Origin of the sequence: Lentzea cavernae, assembly GCF_014653695.1 — a bacterium.
GTDB classification, from domain to species: Bacteria; Actinomycetota; Actinomycetes; order Mycobacteriales; family Pseudonocardiaceae; genus Lentzea; species Lentzea cavernae.
This window is the reverse complement of the sequence record NZ_BNAR01000003.1, coordinates 1-16,516: the sequence shown is the minus strand read 5'-3', so window position 1 is coordinate 16,516 and position 16,516 is coordinate 1. Positions and strand designations below refer to the sequence as shown.

14 protein-coding genes and 1 tRNA gene are annotated in these 16,516 nt (G+C 68.4%); 7 read left to right on the top strand and 8 right to left on the bottom strand.

Annotated features, from left to right (window positions below):
• The first annotated feature begins 179 nt into the window (after positions 1 to 179).
• Entirely contained in the window at positions 180 to 1,424 is a 1,245-nt protein-coding gene (locus IE307_RS10075) for a class E sortase (protein WP_229904583.1), read from the top strand.
• Positions 1,424 to 1,579 (top strand): hypothetical protein, encoded by a 156-nt coding sequence (locus tag IE307_RS10070; protein ID WP_191297652.1) that lies wholly within the window; start codon positions 1,424 to 1,426, stop codon positions 1,577 to 1,579. Before IE307_RS10075 ends, IE307_RS10070 begins: the two co-directional genes overlap by 1 nt.
• Positions 1,580 to 1,655: 76 nt before the next feature.
• On the opposite strand, the gene IE307_RS10065 is transcribed toward IE307_RS10070, so the two are convergent.
• Positions 1,656 to 2,999, bottom strand: coding sequence for an FAD-dependent oxidoreductase (locus IE307_RS10065; RefSeq protein ID WP_191297651.1), 1,344 nt, complete (start codon positions 2,997 to 2,999; stop codon positions 1,656 to 1,658).
• A gap of 77 nt (positions 3,000 to 3,076) precedes the next feature.
• Between IE307_RS10065 and IE307_RS10060 the strand changes: the two genes are divergently transcribed.
• Positions 3,077 to 3,718 carry an aminodeoxychorismate/anthranilate synthase component II gene (locus IE307_RS10060; RefSeq protein WP_191297650.1) on the top strand — a complete coding sequence of 214 codons (642 nt, stop codon included), beginning with the start codon at positions 3,077 to 3,079 and terminating at the stop codon, positions 3,716 to 3,718.
• Between the two features lie 55 nt (positions 3,719 to 3,773).
• On the opposite strand, the gene pknB is transcribed toward IE307_RS10060, so the two are convergent.
• From pknB to IE307_RS10025, 7 genes are read right to left on the bottom strand one after another with little or no spacing between them, the layout of a single operon-like run.
• Positions 3,774 to 5,789: a Stk1 family PASTA domain-containing Ser/Thr kinase gene (gene pknB / locus IE307_RS10055; protein ID WP_191297649.1), complete on the bottom strand. Its 2,016-nt coding sequence runs from the start codon at positions 5,787 to 5,789 to the stop codon at positions 3,774 to 3,776.
• Between the two features lie 55 nt (positions 5,790 to 5,844).
• Positions 5,845 to 7,317, bottom strand: a complete 1,473-nt coding sequence (locus tag IE307_RS10050; protein WP_191298319.1) for a serine/threonine-protein kinase — start codon at positions 7,315 to 7,317, stop codon at positions 5,845 to 5,847.
• Positions 7,317 to 8,789: a peptidoglycan D,D-transpeptidase FtsI family protein gene (locus IE307_RS10045; RefSeq protein WP_191297648.1), complete on the bottom strand. Its 1,473-nt coding sequence runs from the start codon at positions 8,787 to 8,789 to the stop codon at positions 7,317 to 7,319. The genes IE307_RS10050 and IE307_RS10045 overlap by 1 nt, the downstream gene beginning before the upstream one ends.
• Entirely contained in the window at positions 8,786 to 10,258 is a 1,473-nt protein-coding gene (locus IE307_RS10040; RefSeq protein ID WP_191297647.1) for an FtsW/RodA/SpoVE family cell cycle protein, read from the bottom strand. The genes IE307_RS10045 and IE307_RS10040 overlap by 4 nt, the downstream gene beginning before the upstream one ends.
• Positions 10,259 to 10,261: 3 nt before the next feature.
• Positions 10,262 to 11,698: a PP2C family protein-serine/threonine phosphatase gene (locus IE307_RS10035; protein ID WP_191297646.1), complete on the bottom strand. Its 1,437-nt coding sequence runs from the start codon at positions 11,696 to 11,698 to the stop codon at positions 10,262 to 10,264.
• A complete protein-coding gene (locus IE307_RS10030) occupies positions 11,695 to 12,156 on the bottom strand; it encodes an FHA domain-containing protein FhaB/FipA (protein ID WP_030465595.1) in 462 nt (153 codons plus the stop codon). The genes IE307_RS10035 and IE307_RS10030 overlap by 4 nt, the downstream gene beginning before the upstream one ends.
• A gap of 51 nt (positions 12,157 to 12,207) precedes the next feature.
• On the bottom strand, positions 12,208 to 13,467 hold the full coding sequence (locus IE307_RS10025) for an FHA domain-containing protein (RefSeq protein ID WP_191297645.1): 1,260 nt from the start codon (positions 13,465 to 13,467) through the stop codon (positions 12,208 to 12,210).
• 126 nt (positions 13,468 to 13,593) lie between these two features.
• Between IE307_RS10025 and IE307_RS10020 the strand changes: the two genes are divergently transcribed.
• From IE307_RS10020 to IE307_RS10005, 4 genes are all read left to right on the top strand, one after another.
• A tRNA-Leu gene (locus IE307_RS10020) sits at positions 13,594 to 13,676 on the top strand.
• Positions 13,677 to 13,800: 124 nt separating this feature from the next.
• Entirely contained in the window at positions 13,801 to 14,577 is a 777-nt protein-coding gene (locus IE307_RS10015; RefSeq protein WP_191297644.1) for an NADP-dependent oxidoreductase, read from the top strand.
• Between the two features lie 315 nt (positions 14,578 to 14,892).
• Positions 14,893 to 15,510 carry a hypothetical protein gene (locus IE307_RS10010; protein WP_191297643.1) on the top strand — a complete coding sequence of 206 codons (618 nt, stop codon included), beginning with the start codon at positions 14,893 to 14,895 and terminating at the stop codon, positions 15,508 to 15,510.
• Between the two features lie 45 nt (positions 15,511 to 15,555).
• Positions 15,556 to 16,212 (top strand): NAD(P)H-binding protein, encoded by a 657-nt coding sequence (locus IE307_RS10005; protein WP_191297642.1) that lies wholly within the window; start codon positions 15,556 to 15,558, stop codon positions 16,210 to 16,212.
• The last annotated feature ends 304 nt before the right edge of the window (positions 16,213 to 16,516 follow it).

Below are 16,516 nucleotides of genomic sequence, written 5' to 3'. Positions count from 1 at the left end.
ACGCGAGTTTACGTGCACTACTCAGGAGACACGTTAACGTAGCGATGGTGGTCAGCGAACCATCCTTGTAGACGCAGTTGTTTTCAGTTCACAGTGCGCGCGGAGGTTCTCAGGTGAACTCGGGACCGCAGCAGCCGCCTCCACGGCGTCCTGCACCCCGTCGTGATGACCTTCAGCAGGTGCGGGCCACTCCGACTCCCCGCCCGCTGCCGCCGCCGGAAGCAACGCAGTTCACCAGCGCTTTCTCCGGCAGCCTGCCCCCGAACGCACCGCCGCGGCACCGCCAGGGCCCGCCTTTCCCGAGCCAGCCCTTCCCGGCCCAGGCCCGCCCCGGTCAGCCCTTCCAGACCCCGGCGCCAGGCACTCCCGCACCCGGCACACCGGCTCGCGGAACGCCCGCGCCCGGCACGCCCGCCCGCGGAATGCCCCAGCCCGGCCGTCCCGGTCCGCCGCCCGGCACGCCACCGCGCGGAATGCCTCCACGCCCGATGCCCCCGCGTCCCCGCCCGGTCGACCCGCCCACCGAGGTGATCGCGCGCGTCGAGGACGACCACTACGACGATGACGAGTACTACGACGAGGAACCGGCCAAGGACGAACTGCCGCCGGACAGCCTCGGGCGCAAGGCCGTGCGCGGCTTCGGCGAGGCCCTCATCACCATGGGCCTGGTCGTGCTGCTGTTCGTCGTCTACGAGGTCTACGTCACCGACCTGCTCTCCGCCGGAAAGCAGGAGGACGCGACCGCGGCCCTCGACTCCGAGTGGAACTCGGACGTCGTCACCCCGCCCCCGGCCGACCCGAACCGCCAGTCGAAGCTCAACCTCATCGAGGGCAAGGCCTTCGCGAAGATGTACATCCCCGTCTTCGGCAACGACTGGAAGTTCTCCGTGGTCGAGGGCACCACGGACAAGCACCTCGAAATCGGCCCCGGCCACTACAAGGACACCGCCCAGCCGGGCGAGGCCGGCAACTTCTCCATCGCCGGCCACCGGGTCGGCAAGGGCGCCCCGTTCAACGACCTCGACCTCCTCGAGTCCTGCAACTCGATCGTCGTGCAGACCCAGACCCAGTGGTTCGTCTACCGCGTGCTCCCCATGAGCAGCGAGGTGTCGGGCTGGGCCTCGAACCCGAAGTCGAAGGAAGCGGCCTGCGCCGGCGTCGCACCGCTGTCGACGACCCTCGGCGACGCCTACGCCAAGACCGTCGGCCAGGAGATCGTCGTCCCGACCCAGGGCGAGGTCATCGCCCCGATCCCGCACCAGGTCGGCACCACCGTCCCCGCCGACAAGCAGGCCCGCCTGCTCACCCTGACGACCTGCCACCCGCGGTTCTCCGACAAGCAGCGCCTGATCGTGCACGCCATCGAGACCAAGAGCTACCCGGTGGCCGACGGCTTCGTGCCGCCCGAGATGACGGAGGCCTGATGTACGGCTGGATCTGGGCGCACCTGCCGGGCCCGCTGTACCTGCGCGTCATCGAGGCCGTCGTGCTGGTCCTCGGCATCGTCGCGCTGCTGATGTTCGTGGTGTTCCCGTGGGCGGAGCCGAAGCTGCCGTTCAACAACGTCACCACGGAGTAGTCGCCGGTCACGGCCGAAGACAAGTGAGACCGCCATCGCGCCCACACGCGATGGCGGCCTCATCGGGGAACGGCGATCAGCCGTTCGAGATCGAGGTCATCTCCTCGCGCGACACGACCTTGACCCGCTCACGCCCGTGCGCCGCACCCGAGGCGATCTCGTGAGCGTCCAACCGGCTCCACCCCTCGTTGGTCACGAACGGCACCCCGCGCTGCTCGAGGAACTCCACCACCGAGCCCGGCGACGGCGAGGTGGCGCGAGGCAGAGCGGCCGCGTCCTCCAGCAGGCTGGTGATGGTCTCGAGGGCGTCGCCCTTGGTGTGGCCGATGAGGCCGATCGGGCCCCGCTTGATCCAGCCGGTGGTGTAGACGCCGGGCATGGGCACCTCGTCGAGGTCCAGCACGCGGCCCGCCTGGTGGGGGATCGTGCCCGAGACGTGGTCGAACGGGAGGTCGGCCAGGTGCGTCGAGAGGTAGCCGACGGCGCGGTAGACGGCCTGGACGTCCCAGTCGGTGAAGGCGCCGGTGCCGCGGACGTTGCCGTCGCCGGTCAGTTCCTGGGTCTCGGTGCGCAGGCCGGTGACGGACGAGGAACCCAGGACCTCGACCGGTGCCTCGAGGAAGTGCAGGTGCAGGCGGCGGGGGCGGGTGCCGACGTCGCGGATCGCCCACTCCTGGAGGGTCTTCACGATCATCTCGACCTGCTTGTTGGTCCTGATCGCGTGCATCGAGGCCTCGTCGAACTCGATGCCCTCGGCGTGGACGATCACCTCGACGTTCGGCGAGTGGTCGAGCTCGCGCAGTTCCAGGGGCGTGAACTTGGCCTGGGCCGGGCCCCGGCGGCCGAAGACGTGCACGTCGGTGACGGGGGAGGAGGCCAGGCCCTCGTAGACGTTCTGCGGGATCTCGGTGACCAGGAGCTCGTCGGCGGTCTTGGCGAGGATGCGGGCCACGTCGAGGGCCACGTTGCCGACGCCCAGCACCGCGACGGACTTGGCCTCGAGCGGCCAGGTGCGGGGGACGTCCGGGTGGCCGTCGTACCAGGAGACGAAGTCGGCGGCGCCGTAGCTGCCCGGAAGGTCGATGCCGGGGACGTCGAGGGCGCGGTCGGACGAGGCGCCGGTCGAGAAGATGACGGCGTCGTAGAACTGGCGCAGGTCGTCGAGCTTGATGTCGACGCCGTACTCGACGTTGCCGAAGAAGCGGACGGACGGCCTGTCGAGCACCTTCTGCAGTGCGCCCACGATCCCCTTGATGCGGGGGTGGTCGGGGGCGACGCCGTAGCGGACGAGGCCGTAGGGCGCCGGCAGCTTCTCGAAGAGGTCGATCTGCGCGTCGACGTCGGACTTGGTCAGGATGTCGGCGGCGTACACGCCTGCCGGGCCGGCGCCGACGACCGCGACGCGCAAGGGGCGACTCATGACACCTATTTTAGGGTAGCCTTACCTCAACTCGGACGAGAGCTAACTCACTCGACTCGACCGACTAGGCTCTCTTCATGCGCGTGCTCGTGGTCGACAACTACGACAGCTTCGTCTACAACCTCGTCCAGTACCTGGCTCAGCTGGGTGCGGAGTGCGTCGTGCGGCGCAACGACGAGGTGGACCTCGACGAGATCGACGAGGTCGACGGTGTCCTCATCAGCCCCGGGCCCGGCACGCCGGAGCGCGCGGGCGCGAGCATCGACGTCATCAAGAAGTGTGCCGACATCGGCAAACCCGTCTTCGGCGTCTGCCTCGGCCACCAGGCCATCGGTGTGGTGTGGGGCGGCACGGTCGACCGCGCGCCCGAGTTGTTGCACGGCAAGACGAGCATCGTCTTCCACGAGGGCCAGGGTGTTCTCGCGGGTGTGCCGCAGCCGTTCATCGCGACCCGCTACCACTCGCTGACGGTGCTGCCGGAGACGATTCCCGCGGAGTTCGAGGTCACCGGCAAGACCGAGACCGGCATCGTGATGGGCATGCGCCACAAGGAACTCCCGGTCGAGGGTGTGCAGTTCCACCCCGAGTCGGTGCTGACCGACGGCGGCCACCGGATGCTCGCCAACTGGCTGAAGGTCTGCGGCTTCGAGGTCCCCGAGGCCACGGTCGCGCAGCTCGAGAGCGGCATGCGCACGCTCGCCGCCGCCGCTCGACTCTGACGCACACGAAAAAGGGCGGCTTCCGCGAGGAAGCCGCCCTTTCGCACGTTCGGGACTAACTGCCGCCGATCCCCAGCTGGCCTACGGTCACGTTCACCGCGGTGCCCTTGCTGATCGCGGTGCCCTTGGCCGGCTGCTGCGAGAGCACCTGGTCGCGCTTCGTCGGGTCGGTGGTCTGCTCCTTCTGCACGTTGAAGGAACCGTTCCAGCCCAGCGACTTCAGCTTGTTCTCGGCGGCCCTCTGCTCGAGACCGACCAGGTCGGGCATCTCGAACTGGTTGCCCTTCGAGACCTTCAGCGTGATCGTCGTGCCCTTGTCGACCTTGGCGTTGCCGGCGGGCGTCTGCGAGAGGACGGTGCCCTGCGGCCTCGCGCTGTCGACCTCGTCGATGACGACCTTGAAGTTCGACCCCGCGCCCTCCAGCGTCTGGCGGGCGTCGCCCTGGTCGTCACCGACCACGTTCGGCACGTTCACCTTGTCCGGTGCCCTGCCGAGCTGGATGGTGATCGTGCTGCCCTTCTTCAGCTTCACGCCGACGTCCGGGACCTGCTGCGCGACCTTGCCGGCCTTGGTGGAGTCCTCGACCTCGACGGTCTCGTTGGCCTGCTGCAGCTTGAAGCCGTTGGGGTCCTTGTCCAGGATTCCCTGGGCCTCCGAAGGGGTCTTGCCCTTCAGGTCGGGGACGGTGCCCTCACCGGGAGGCGCGCCGATGGAGATGGTGACCTTCCCGCCCTTCGACATCTGCGTGCCCTCGGGCGGGTTCGTGCCGACCACCTTGTTGATCTGGTCGGCGTTGCACTTCGCGGGTGAGCCACCGGTGCCGGGTTCGCAGGCCACTTCCTCCTGCACCGGGACCAGGCCGGCCTGGGTGATCTTCTCCTTGGCGTCCTGCGGGCTCAGGCCGACGATCGACGGGACCGGGACCTTCTCCGGGGTGTCGCTGCCGCTGCTGCTGTCCATCACGTTCGCGGTGATCCACGCGGCGAGGCCGAGCACGGCCACGCACAGGATCACGACCAGCGTGACCATGATGGCCTTCTTGCGCCTCGCGCGACGCTCTTCTTCCTCGTCGGCGAGCGGGTCGTAGTCGTCGCCGGGCTCGGACTTCAACGCCGCCGGGCGGTGCCTGCCACCGGACACGACCTGCGTGCGCGCGGGACGTGCGGCCGCCTGCTCGTTCATCACGGCGGTACGGTCCTCGGCCGTCATCACGGCGGGCGCGGACGGACGCTGGCCCGACAGCACGCGAACCAGGTCGGCGCGCATCTCCGCGGCCGACTGGTAGCGGTTCGCCGGACCCTTCGACATCGCCTTCAGCACGATCGCGTCGAGCTGCGGCGAGACCTTCGGGTTCAGCTGCGACGGGGCCTTCGGGTCCTCCCGCACGTGCTGGTACGCGACCGCGACGGGGGAGTCACCGGTGAACGGGGGCTCGCCCGTCAGCAGTTCGAACAGCACGCACCCGGCGGCGTAGACGTCGGAACGGCCGTCGACGGACTCGCCGCGCGCCTGTTCCGGCGACAGGTACTGGGCGGTGCCGATCACCGCGGCGGTCTGGGTGACCGCGGCCTGGCCGTCGTGCAGCGCACGGGCGATGCCGAAGTCCATCACCTTCACGGCGCCGGACTTCGTGATCATCACGTTGGCCGGCTTCACGTCGCGGTGGACGATGCCGTGCCGGTGGCTGAAGTCGAGTGCGGCCGACACGTCGGCCATGACCTCCATCGCGCGCTTGCCCGACAGCGGGCCCTGCGTCTTCACGATGTCGCGCAGTGTCCGCCCGTCGACGAACTCCATCACGATGTACGGCAACGGGCCGTACTCGGTCTGCGTCTCGCCTGTGTCGTACACCGCGACGATCGCCGGGTGGTTCAGCGCGGCCGAGTTCTGGGCCTCGCGCTTGAACCTCTCCTGGAACTGAGCGTCGCGGGCGAGGTCTGCTCGCAGCACCTTGATCGCCACGTCTCGGCCGAGGCGGACGTCCCGCCCCTTGTGGACCTCGGACATGCCGCCGTACCCGAGTGTCTCGCCCAGTTCGTAGCGGTTTGAGAGCAGTCGCGGAGTGCTCATCGGTGCTTCGTCCCGCTCCTCGTCGACGGTGTTCCCAAAACGGTTCTGGTCCTTCTCATGGCGCGCACGTCACCTTCACCTGCGAGCCGGCCGGCACCTCGCCTGTCGGCGCGATGGCGGTGACCCTGCACTTCTTCAGGTCGCCCGGCGACGTGCCCTGCGCGCTCTGCACCCGGGGCTCCAGGCCGTGGTCGATCAGGTCGATGCTGACCTCGTCGCCGGAACGACCGATGTAGTCGTCCTCGTTGATCCGCTTCGGTGAACTTCCCGGGATCCGGTCGGCGGAATCAGGCTTCGCCTGCCCGCTCGCCGGTGCGTTCGGGTTCACCGAGTTCGAGGCGGTCGGCCGGCCACCCTGCCCGTTGCCACCGTTCGACTGCGTGGTCATCTTCCACACGACCACCACGCCGAGCACCAGGAGCACGGTCACCAGAAAAGCGACCATAACCCAGACGACGGTCCGGTTTCTCCCCGGTGCTGTCGGCATGGGGGTGAACGTTCCGCTCGGGTGCGCCGGTTGCATGCCGGTCTGATGCGGCGGATGGGTGATCGTGTGCACCGGGCCGGTCGGGTGGTGCGGCATCTGCTGCTGCGGGATCGGCAGCGACTGCGACACCGGGGGCGGTGGCGGCTGCTGCACGACCTGCTGCGGGATCGGCGGGGGCATCGTGAACCCCGACGGCGTCGGAAGCGGCTGGCCCACCCGCACCGCGCTGACCGCCGCGGCGAACTCCCCGCCGGTCCGGTAGCGCTGCCTCGGGTCCTTCACCAGCGTGGCCTCGATCAACGCCCGCGCGCCCGGAGGAACGTCCGGCGGCAGCGGCGGCGCGATGTCGCGGATGTGCATCATCGCCACGGTCACCGCGTTGTCCGACAGGAACGGCCGGTGACCGGCCATGCACTCGTAGCCACACACAGCCAACGAGTAAACATCGCTCGCCGGTTCGGCCTCGCCGCCAAGAGCTTGTTCCGGGGCGATGTAGTGCGCGGTGCCCATCACCATGCCGGACCGCGTCACGGGTGCCGCGTCCACGGCCTTCGCGATGCCGAAGTCGGTGATCTTCACCTTCCCCGACGGCGTGACCATGATGTTGCCGGGCTTCACGTCGCGGTGCACGAGCCCGCGTTCGTGGGCAGCCTGCAACGCGTTCCCGGTCTGCTCCAACAGGTCCAGCGTCACGTCGGCGCTCAGCCGGCCGCGGGAGATGATCGTCGCGAGCGGGTCGCCCTCGACGAGTTCCATCACCAGGTACGCCGTGTCCTCCGGCCCGTCCGGGACGGACGCCGTCTCGCCGTAGTCGTGCACCGACGCGATGCCGGGGTGGTTGAGCGACGCGGTCATCCGCGCCTCGACGCGGAAGCGGTGCAGGAACTCGGGATCTCCGGAGAGCTCCGCCTTGAGCACCTTCACCGCGACGCGGCGGTCGAGCCTGTCGTCCGCCGCCTCCCAGACCTCTCCCATGCCACCGACCGCTATCCGCCTGGTGAGGCGGTAGCGGTCGGCGAGGAGCTGGCCCGTGGTCAGCATCATCGGCCTGCCAGGTACGCGTTCATCACGGCGCGCCCGATCGGCGCGGCGACCTTGCCGCCGGTGGCGCCCAGACCCCGGTCGCCACCGTCCTCCACGATGACCGCGATCGCGATCTCCGGCTTCTGCGCCGGCGCGAAGGCGATGTACCAGGCGTGCGGGTTGTTCTTGGTCACGTCGGAACCGTGCTCCGCGGTACCGGTCTTCGACGCGACCTGCACGTTCTGCAGACGGCCCTCACCACCGGTGTTGATCTCCGACTGGATCATCATGTCGCGCAGGGCGTTGGCGTTCGCCGTGCTCATCGCGGTCTCGACCTCGTCGGGCTCGGTGTCCTCGATCGACTTGAGGTCCGGGCCGAGGATCTTCGACACGAGGTACGGCTGCATGCGCTTGCCGTTGTTCGCGATCGTCGCCGCGATCACCGCGTTCTCCAGCGGCGTGATCTGCACGTCGCGCTGGCCGATGCCGGTCTGGTAGAGCGACGCCTCGTCCGGGATCGGGCCGAGCGTCGAGGTCTCCACGGCCAGCGGCACGGTGAGGTCGGGGTCGTTGAAGCCGAACTTCTCGGCCTGCCGGCGCAGCTTGCTGGCACCGACCTGGCCCGCCATCTCACCGAACGCCGTGTTGCACGACTTGGCGAGCGCCGTCTCCATCGACACCGTCTCGCCGGGGCCGCACGGGGTGCCGTTGAAGTTCGGCAGCGGCGTCTGGCTGCCGGGCAGCGTGATCGACCCCTTGGCCGTGTACTGCGTGTCCTTGTTCTTGCCGTCGGCGAGCGCGGCCGCCGCGACGACGACCTTCAACGTCGAACCGGCCGGGTACAGGGCCTGCGTCGCGCGGTTGACCAGCGGGTCGTTCGCGTCCTTCGCGGTGAGCTGCTTCCACGCCGACGCCTGCTCGTTCGCGTCGTGGCTCGCGAGCAGGTTCGGGTCGTAGGACGGCGTGCTCGCCATCGCGAGGACCTCACCGGTGTCCGGCTTGATCGCGACGACCGAGCCGGTGAAGCCCTTCGCCGTCAGCTGGTCGTACGCGGTCTGCTGCACCTTGGCGTTCAGGGTGAGCTGCACGTTGCCGCCGACCGGGTCGCGACCGGTGATCAGCGCGGAGATGCGGCGCGCCAGCAGCCTGTCGTCCGACCCGTTCAGCAGGTCGTTCTCGGCGCGCTCCATGCCGGAGGTGCCGTAGGTGACCGACAGGTACCCGGTGACGGGCGCGTAGGCCGGGCCCGCGTTGTAGGTGCGCAGGAACCGCAGGCGGTCGGTCGTCTCCTTGACGTCCGCGATCACCGTGCCGTCGGCGACCGTGATCAGACCGCGCTTGCGGGCGTACTCGTCGAGCAGCACCCGGCGGTTGTAGGCGTTCTTTCGCCACTCGTCGGCGTTGATCACCTGGACCCACGTGGCGTTGCCCAGCAGGAGCAGGATCATCACCATCATGGCCATGCCGACGCGGCGGAGCGGTGTGTTCATTTGGGACGCTCCACCATCACAGTGTGCTGGTCGGCGATGGCCGGCTGCTGGGGTTTCGGCTTCGCGGCCCGCTGAGGAGCCCTCGCCGCCGCAGAAATTCGCAGTAGCAACGCGACCAGGATGTAGTTCGCGAGGAGCGACGAACCGCCGTAGGACAGGAACGGCGCGGTGATGCCCGTCATCGGGATCAGCTTGGTGATGCCGCCGACGACGATGAACACCTGGAAGCAGACCGCGAACGCGAGACCGCCGCCCAGCAGCTTGCCGAAGCTGTCGCGCACCGAGATCGCGCCGCGCAGACCGCGCAACGCGAAGACCATGTAGACCAGCAGCAGCGCCGCGAAGCCGACGAACCCGAGCTCCTCGCCGATCACGGCGGTGATGAAGTCGGTGTTGGCCTCGGGGATCATCTCCGGCCGGCCCGCGCCGAGCCCGGCACCGCCGATGCCGCCGGTCGCGAGGGCGAACAGCGACTGCGAGATCTGGTAACCGCCGCCGACCACGTCGTAGCGCGCGATCGGGTCCTGCCAGTTCGCCACGCGCTGCTGCACGTGCGTGAAGAGCTTCCACGCGACGATCGCACCGCCGGAGAACAGGCCGAGGCCGAGCACGACCCACGCCGCACGTTCGGTGGCGACGTAGAGCAGCACGAGCACGATGCCGAAGAACAGCAGCGAGGAGCCGAGGTCCTTCTGCAGCACCATGACCGCGACCGTGACGCCCCAGGCCGCGAACAGCGGGCCCAGGTCGCGGGCGCGGGGCAGGTCCATGCCGAGGAAACGGCGGCCGGCCACTGTGAACAGGTCCCGCTTCGACACGAGGAACGCGGCGAAGAAGACCATCAGGAGGATCTTGGCGAACTCACCCGGCTGGATCGACAACGGGCCGATGCGCAGCCAGATCTTCGCGCCGTTGATCGTCGGCGCGATGAAGCCGGGCAGCACACCGGGCAGCAGCAGGGCGACCAGTCCGACGAGGCCGAACGTGTAGCCGAAGCGCGCGAGCATCCGGTGGTCCGGCAGGAACTTCAGCGTCGCCGCGAACATCAGCAACCCGATGCCGGTCCAGATGACCTGCTTGAACGCCACCGGGTCCCACGTCGAGCCGTCGAGGAAGACGGTGCCCTCGAGCGCCAGGTCGATCCGGTGGATGACCACCAGTCCGAGCCCGTTGAGCAGCGCGACGCACGGGAGGATCGCCGGGTCGGCGTACGGCGCCCACCTGCGCACCGCGAGGTGAGCGCAGGCGAAGAGCGCCAGGTACGCGACGCCGAGGTAGAGGATCCTCATGCTCAGCGAGCGTTCCTGGTTCAGTTCGACCAGGATCAGTGCCAGCGTCACGAGGCCGGCGGCGAACGACAGCATCACCAGTTCGGTGCCGCGCCGCGTCGGCGCCTTCAGCCCTGGCGACGTGTTCGTCGCCACCGACGCGCCTGGTGAGCCTTCCCCGGTGGGGGCGGGCGAGCCCATCAACTACGGACCCTCCCGGCATTCCACACCCGGCTTTTGCTGGGAGGGGGTGAGCGAAGGCTCGGTGGAACCGGTCTCCGGGTTCGCCGAACCGTTGGGGGGCGGCGTGCTGGAGGAGCTGCCGGGCGTGCTGCTGGGCGTGCTGGACGGGGTGCTCGGCGGCGTCGTGGTGGTGCTCGACGTCGACGACGTGTCCTTGCACAGCGGCAGCATGTGCTCGGTGCGCAGCAAGCGCACCGCGGCGCGCGCGCCGTCCAGGCCGTTGTCGCTGCGGATGCCGGCGGTGATGGTCTTGCGACCGGCTTCCTGCAGGTCCTTCAGCGTGATCGGGGTGCAGCCCGTGGATCCGGGCGGGCACGAGTCCTCGATCTTGGACGACAGCTTGAAGCCGAGCACGGAGCCGTTGAGGCCGCGGAAGATCGCGACCTGGCCGTCCTCGGTGGCGCCGACGTAGTACTGGGTGTTGAGCCACAGCTTGCCGCCGACCGCCACGACACCGGCCAGCAGGACCAGCACGAAGATGAGCGCGAACGCCTTGAGGGCGTTGCGCTTCTTGCGCTTGGGGTCCTGCGGGGGCGGCGGCGGGGCCTCCATCCGCGGTGGCATCGGCGGGCGCTGCTGCGTGAGCGCGCTCGCACGGGACGCCGCGGAGTCGGGCGGGGTGTTGTGCTCCTCGCTGCCGTCACCGGCCGCGCCACCGACGATCGGGTAGTCGTCGCCGAAGGTGACGTCCTGGACGTCCGCCACGATCACCGTGACGTTGTCGGGGCCGCCGCCCTTGAGCGCGAGCTCGATCATCCGGTCCGCGCACGCCTGCGGGTCGGTGATGCGGATCGCCTCGTCGAGCGTCTCCAGGCTCACGACACCGGACAGACCGTCCGAGCAGAGCAGGAACCGGTCGCCGGAGCGGGCTTCGCGCACCGTGAGGCTGGGCTCGAAGTCGTGCCCCGTGAGAGCGCGCAGCAGCAACGAGCGTTGCGGGTGCGTGGCGGCCTCGTCCGGGGTGATCCGGCCCTCGTCGATCAACGACTGGACGAACGTGTCGTCGTGCGTGATCTGCGCGAAGGAACCCTCCCTCAGGAGGTACGCGCGCGAGTCGCCGATGTGCACGAGACCCAGGCGATTGCCCGCGAACAGGATGGCCGTGAGCGTGGTGCCCATGCCCTCCAGGTCCGGGTCGCTCGTCACGAGTTCGGAGATGGCGCCGTTGCCACTCGCGACCGCGTCGCGCAGCTTGCCGAGGAGGTCGTCGCCGGGCTCGTCGTCGTCGACGTGGGCCAGCGAGGCGATGACCACCTTGCTCGCGACCTCACCGGCGGCGTGGCCACCCATGCCGTCGGCTACTGCGAGCAGGCGGGGGCCCGCGTACACGGAGTCCTGGTTGTTGGCGCGAACCAGGCCCCTGTCGCTGCGGGCCGCGTATCGAAGAACCAAGGTCATGAGCGCAGCTCGATCACCGTTTTGCCAATGCGGATCGGGGTGCCGAGAGGTACGCGCAGGGGTGCGGTGACCTTGGCTCGGTCTAGGTAGGTGCCGTTCGTGGAGCCGAGGTCCTCCACGTACCAGTCGGTACCGCGCATGGACAGCCTCGCGTGCCTGGTCGACGCGAAGTCGTCGTCCAGGACGAGAGTGGAGTCGTCAGCGCGGCCGATCAGGATCGGCCTGCCGTCGAGCGAGATGCGGGTGCCCGTCAGCGCCCCGTGGGTGACCACGAGTTGCCGAGGCGCCTTGCTTCCCCTCGCCGACTTCTCGGACCTCCGGAATCCGGGCAGACCTGACGCCCGGAGCCCTGAGGCTGCGTAGAGATCAGAGCGGACCACACGTAGGGCGGCCAGCACAAAGAGCCAGAGGAGCACGAGAAAGCCCGCTCTGGTCAGCTGCATCACCAGCTCTGGCACCGGTTGTAACCGCTCCTGCCTTGAGTTGCTTACCGACGCCCGTGTCGACCTCTAGCCCGCGGTGCGGAAGACCAGTGACGAGTGGCCGATGCGGACGACGTCGCCTTCCGCGAGCTGCCAAGTCTGCACTGGCGTGCCGTTCACCGTGGTGCCGTTGGTCGAACCGAGATCAGCGAGCATCGCATTCTGCCCGTCCCACGAGATTTCCAGGTGGCGCCTGGAGACCCCGGTGTCCGGGAGGCGGAAGTCGGCTTCCTGCCCACGTCCTACGACGTTTCCACCCTGCTTCAGGTTGTACGTCCGGTTGGATCCGTCGTCGAGGTGCAGCGTCGCGTTGAGCTGACGGTTGGCGCCCTGGGTGGCCGGAGGGGCGTATCCGCCCTGGCCGTAGCCCTGGTCGTAGCCGCCTGCCTGCTGGCCGTAGCCCTGCTGCTGGCCGTAACCCTGGTCGTAACCGCCGGCCGGCTGCTGACCGTAACCCTGGTCGTAACCGCCGCCCTGCTGCTGGCCATAACCCTGGTCGTAGCCGCCGCCCTGCTGGCCGCCGCCGTAACCCTGGTCGTAGCCCTGCTGCTGCTGGCCGCCGCCATAACCCTGGTCGTAGCCCTGCTGGCCGTAGCCCTGCTGCTGGCCGTAACCCTGGTCGTAGCCGCCGCCCTGCTGGCCGCCGCCGTAACCCTGGTCGTAGCCCTGCTGCTGGCCGTAACCCTGCTGGCCGTAGCCCTGGTCCTGTTGCTGGCCGTAACCCTGCTGGCCATAACCTTGCTGGTCATAGCCCTGCTGCTGCTGGTCGTAGCCCTGCTGGCCGTAGCCGCCCTGACCATAAGGGTCCTGGGCGGGCTGGCCCTGTCCTTGTCCGTAGCCGGGTGGCTGGCTCATGGATCGGTCTCCTGCGGTGCGAGGTGGTGCTGACCGTCGGCTGGCCGCTTTCACGTCGGGGTCGACGGACGAGCTGGTTCGGAACTGTCCGGTGTGCAGCGCCTCGGAGCGCTCCAGGGAGACTACGACGTCACCATAGGTATCCCATCCGGACTCGGCCAGGTGCTCCCGCAGGCCCTCTGCGAGAAGCTGTGTGATGCGTAGTTCATCCTGCTCGTCGCCCGCAAGTCGTTCGTGGTCCTGAGCTCCGAGCAGCACCTTGTAGTGGTTGGGGGCTAGCAGTCTGCCACCCGCGAGCTCGCGGATGTTGCTGTCACCCTCCCGTTGCAGTGCCTGTGCCACCTCTTGGGGCACAACACTGCCGCCGAACACGCGCGCGAAGGTGTTGCCGACCAGACCTTCCAGCTTGCGCTCGAAGCGTTGCAGGCCCATGTCGACTCCTTCCGCTCGTCCCGCCCGGCCGGGCGTCCACACCGATCGTATCCGGGTACGACCAGGCCTACAGGGGGCGATTAGGAACCTGGTTTGGACGCGTGCTAGTGTTTCCAACGTCTCCAGGGGCAAGTGGCGGAATGGCAGACGCGCACGGTTCAGGTCCGTGTGTCCGAAAGGACGTGGGGGTTCAACTCCCCCCTTGCCCATCGAAAGACAGAAAGAACCCCCCTCGCGGAATCGCGAGGGGGGTTCTTTCGTTGATCGGTGGTATCGGATTCGTTGATCCAACAGGTGATGTCTGTCACTCGTTCGGGGGTCGGCATGTGGGCGATGGCAGCGGCGGAATTCGGCGCGGAGCTCGAGCTGGTCGAGGTTCCGGAGCCGGTGGCGGGCCCTGATGAGCTGAAGGTGCGCCTGCTCGCCGCGAGCGTGAACCCGTTCGACCGCAAAGTCGTGAACGGGATGCTGCGGGACTCCGCTCCACATCAGTTCCCCCTCGTTCCCGGAACTGATGGTGCAGGAGTGGTGGAAGGTTCCGGAGAGAGGATTTTCGGCACGTTCTTCCGGCGTCCCGTCGGCGGCGGAACATACGCCGAGTACGTCACAGTTCCGGCCACCAACCCATTGGCACCGTTGCCGGAAGACATGGATCCCGCCGTCGCCGCCGCATTGCCCACCGCGGGCATGACGGCTTTGCAGTTGGTCGAGTCGCTCGGTGCCGCTCGCTCCGTCCTGATCGTCGGTGCGTCCGGCGGCGTCGGGTCGTTCGCCGTCCAGATCGCGCGTGCGGCCGGCAAGCGCGTCATCCCCGTCGGTCGCGGCGACTCCCTCGTGGAGGCGGACGCGCTCATCGACCTCGTCAGCGCCGACCGTTCGTCGTTCGAGGCGAACGCGCGCTACGCGCCGTTGGCCTTCAACACCAACTACGTCTCCAGTGATCCTGCGCAGAACTTCGGTCTGAAGGGGTCGCGTGAGGCGTTGGTGCGCCTCACGTCGTTGGTGCAGGCCGGTGACCTGGAAGTACCCATTTCGCGCCGTCTGCCGTTGCGCGGCGCTGTTGATGTTTTCGCAGGTCACGGCCCCGGCAAAACAGTGATCGTCATGTAGGTGGTCGTTCTGGCGCGGTGAACGGTCGCCGGACGGCGAACGGCGCCGCTCACCGGCATTTCGCCGCCACGCCTGGCGCACCCACTTTGAGCAGGTCTTTTGGTGCGTCCATACGGATTAACGTCACCCAGACGGCAGCACCGTAGGACCGAACTCCCCTCACCACTCCTCGACCGGTCACCGACCGGTCCGCGCCGTCGATCGCAGGGGGTCCTGTGACCTGGGGGCGGGCCGCGCGCTTCCTGCTAATTCTTATCCAGAGCACGAGTCGAAACGCGGCGGATCTCCCGCCGCGGGTGACGAGGAGGCACTGGCGTGAGCAGCACCCCAGCAAGGATCGCGGCACTCGACAGCTCGAACGGTCTGTCGACCACCCCGGTCCCGGTTCCGGAACTGCCCGCGTCCGTCGAGGAGTTGGCAGCCGCTGCGGCGATCCGCCTCGGCTGGCACGGCGTGGTTCTCCCCGAAATGGTCCTGATGGGCCGCAAGGTCGTCGTGGTGGCCGAGCTCCTGGCCGACGCCCACGCCGAGCGCGTGTGCGTGGGTGCGGGCCCCGAGGCCGACAAGACCACCGTCTCCACCTGGGTGTGGCCGGAGATGGAAGGCCGCGTTCCCCCCGCCGCCGTGAAGATCGTCGGCGTCCTGGCCGTCGCCCGCCACTGGCGCACCGCACTGGCCTCCGCCGTCCCCTTCGCCCGCTACGGCAACGCCGCGGCCGTCCTGCCCGAGTCGGTCGCCTTCTCGCACGACTACCTCGCGAACTGCCTGCCGCGCGTCCGCCGCTACGGCGTCTCGGTCCTGCTGGCCGACGACGACAAGGACCTCTCGGTCGACGTGTCCGGCCGCCAGGAGAGTGTCCCCGCCGAGGACACCGCCATCACCCGCTGGGTCAACGAACTGGTCTACGAGCAGGTCCTCGCCACCGCCTCCTGAACCACGTGTCATGCTGGGCACGGCGCACTGATCTACGGTCGGGACATGCGAGTAGTCATAGCCGGCGGACACGGGCAGATCGCGCTGCTTCTCGAGCAGCAGCTGGCCACCCGTGGAGACGCCGCCACCGCGCTGGTACGCAATCCCGATCACTTCGGTGACGTGCAGGAAGCCGGAGCCGTTCCGGTGTTGTGCGACCTGGAGTCCGCTGATCTGGACTCGGTCGCCTCGTATTTGAACGGCGCGGACGCGGCAGTGTTCGCCGCTGGTGCCGGCGCCGGATCTGGCGCCGCCCGCAAGGACACCGTGGACTACGGGGCCGCTGCTCTGTTCGCCTCTGCTTGTGTGGAGGCGGGGGTGCGGCGGGTTCTCCAGGTTTCGACCGTGGGGATCGAGGCTGCTGATTCTGCCTCTGTCGATCCTGAGTTCGCGGTGTACCTGAAGGCCAAGAAGTTGGCTGAGGAGGATCTGCGGTCGCGGGATCTGGATTGGACGATTTTGCGGCCTGGGCCGTTGGTCAACGATGCTCCTACTGGGCTTGTGACGCTTGGTGCGCCTCGGTTGCCTCGGGCTTCGGTCACTCGGGCTGATGTTGCGGCTGTGTTGGTGGAGTTGCTTTCGACGCCTGGGACTGTGGGGAAGACGTTGGAAGTGACCAATGGGGAGACGCCTGTTGGTGAGGCGGTTCGGGCTGTTCTCTGACGCTTCTGGTCCGTAGGTGGCTGGTTTGCGTTGGCGGGTTGCTGTTTGGTGGTTCCCCTGGGGCTCTGCCCCAGACCCCGGCAATCTGAGATGGGGGCCAGCGCCGTTCGTGGGTTGATGGCACGCCTGTTGCGTTGGGCGGCTGCCTGTTGCTTAGTCGGGTGCGGTCGGCGGTGGGGTCCCATCACAAGCCGCACCAAGAGCGGGCCACACCTGAGGAAGGGTGTCAAGCGGACGAAAAGCGTGGAGTTGTCCCCGAGGCTCGGACACCTTGATCCCTGACAACGGTTGTTGTCAGGGGAGA

Coding starts and splice junctions, on each gene's coding strand:
- IE307_RS10045 (WP_191297648.1), bottom strand. CDS start 8,789: ATGAACACACCGCTCCGCCGCGTCGGCATGGCCATGATGGTGATGATC.
- IE307_RS10050 (WP_191298319.1), bottom strand. CDS start 7,317: ATGCTGACCACGGGCCAGCTCCTCGCCGACCGCTACCGCCTCACCAGG.
- IE307_RS10005 (WP_191297642.1), top strand. CDS start 15,556: ATGCGAGTAGTCATAGCCGGCGGACACGGGCAGATCGCGCTGCTTCTC.
- IE307_RS10015 (WP_191297644.1), top strand. CDS start 13,801: ATGGCAGCGGCGGAATTCGGCGCGGAGCTCGAGCTGGTCGAGGTTCCG.
- IE307_RS10040 (WP_191297647.1), bottom strand. CDS start 10,258: ATGGGCTCGCCCGCCCCCACCGGGGAAGGCTCACCAGGCGCGTCGGTG.
- IE307_RS10070 (WP_191297652.1), top strand. CDS start 1,424: ATGTACGGCTGGATCTGGGCGCACCTGCCGGGCCCGCTGTACCTGCGC.
- pknB (WP_191297649.1), bottom strand. CDS start 5,789: ATGAGCACTCCGCGACTGCTCTCAAACCGCTACGAACTGGGCGAGACA.
- IE307_RS10060 (WP_191297650.1), top strand. CDS start 3,077: ATGCGCGTGCTCGTGGTCGACAACTACGACAGCTTCGTCTACAACCTC.
- IE307_RS10035 (WP_191297646.1), bottom strand. CDS start 11,698: ATGACCTTGGTTCTTCGATACGCGGCCCGCAGCGACAGGGGCCTGGTT.
- IE307_RS10065 (WP_191297651.1), bottom strand. CDS start 2,999: ATGAGTCGCCCCTTGCGCGTCGCGGTCGTCGGCGCCGGCCCGGCAGGC.
- IE307_RS10025 (WP_191297645.1), bottom strand. CDS start 13,467: ATGGGCCTGCAACGCTTCGAGCGCAAGCTGGAAGGTCTGGTCGGCAAC.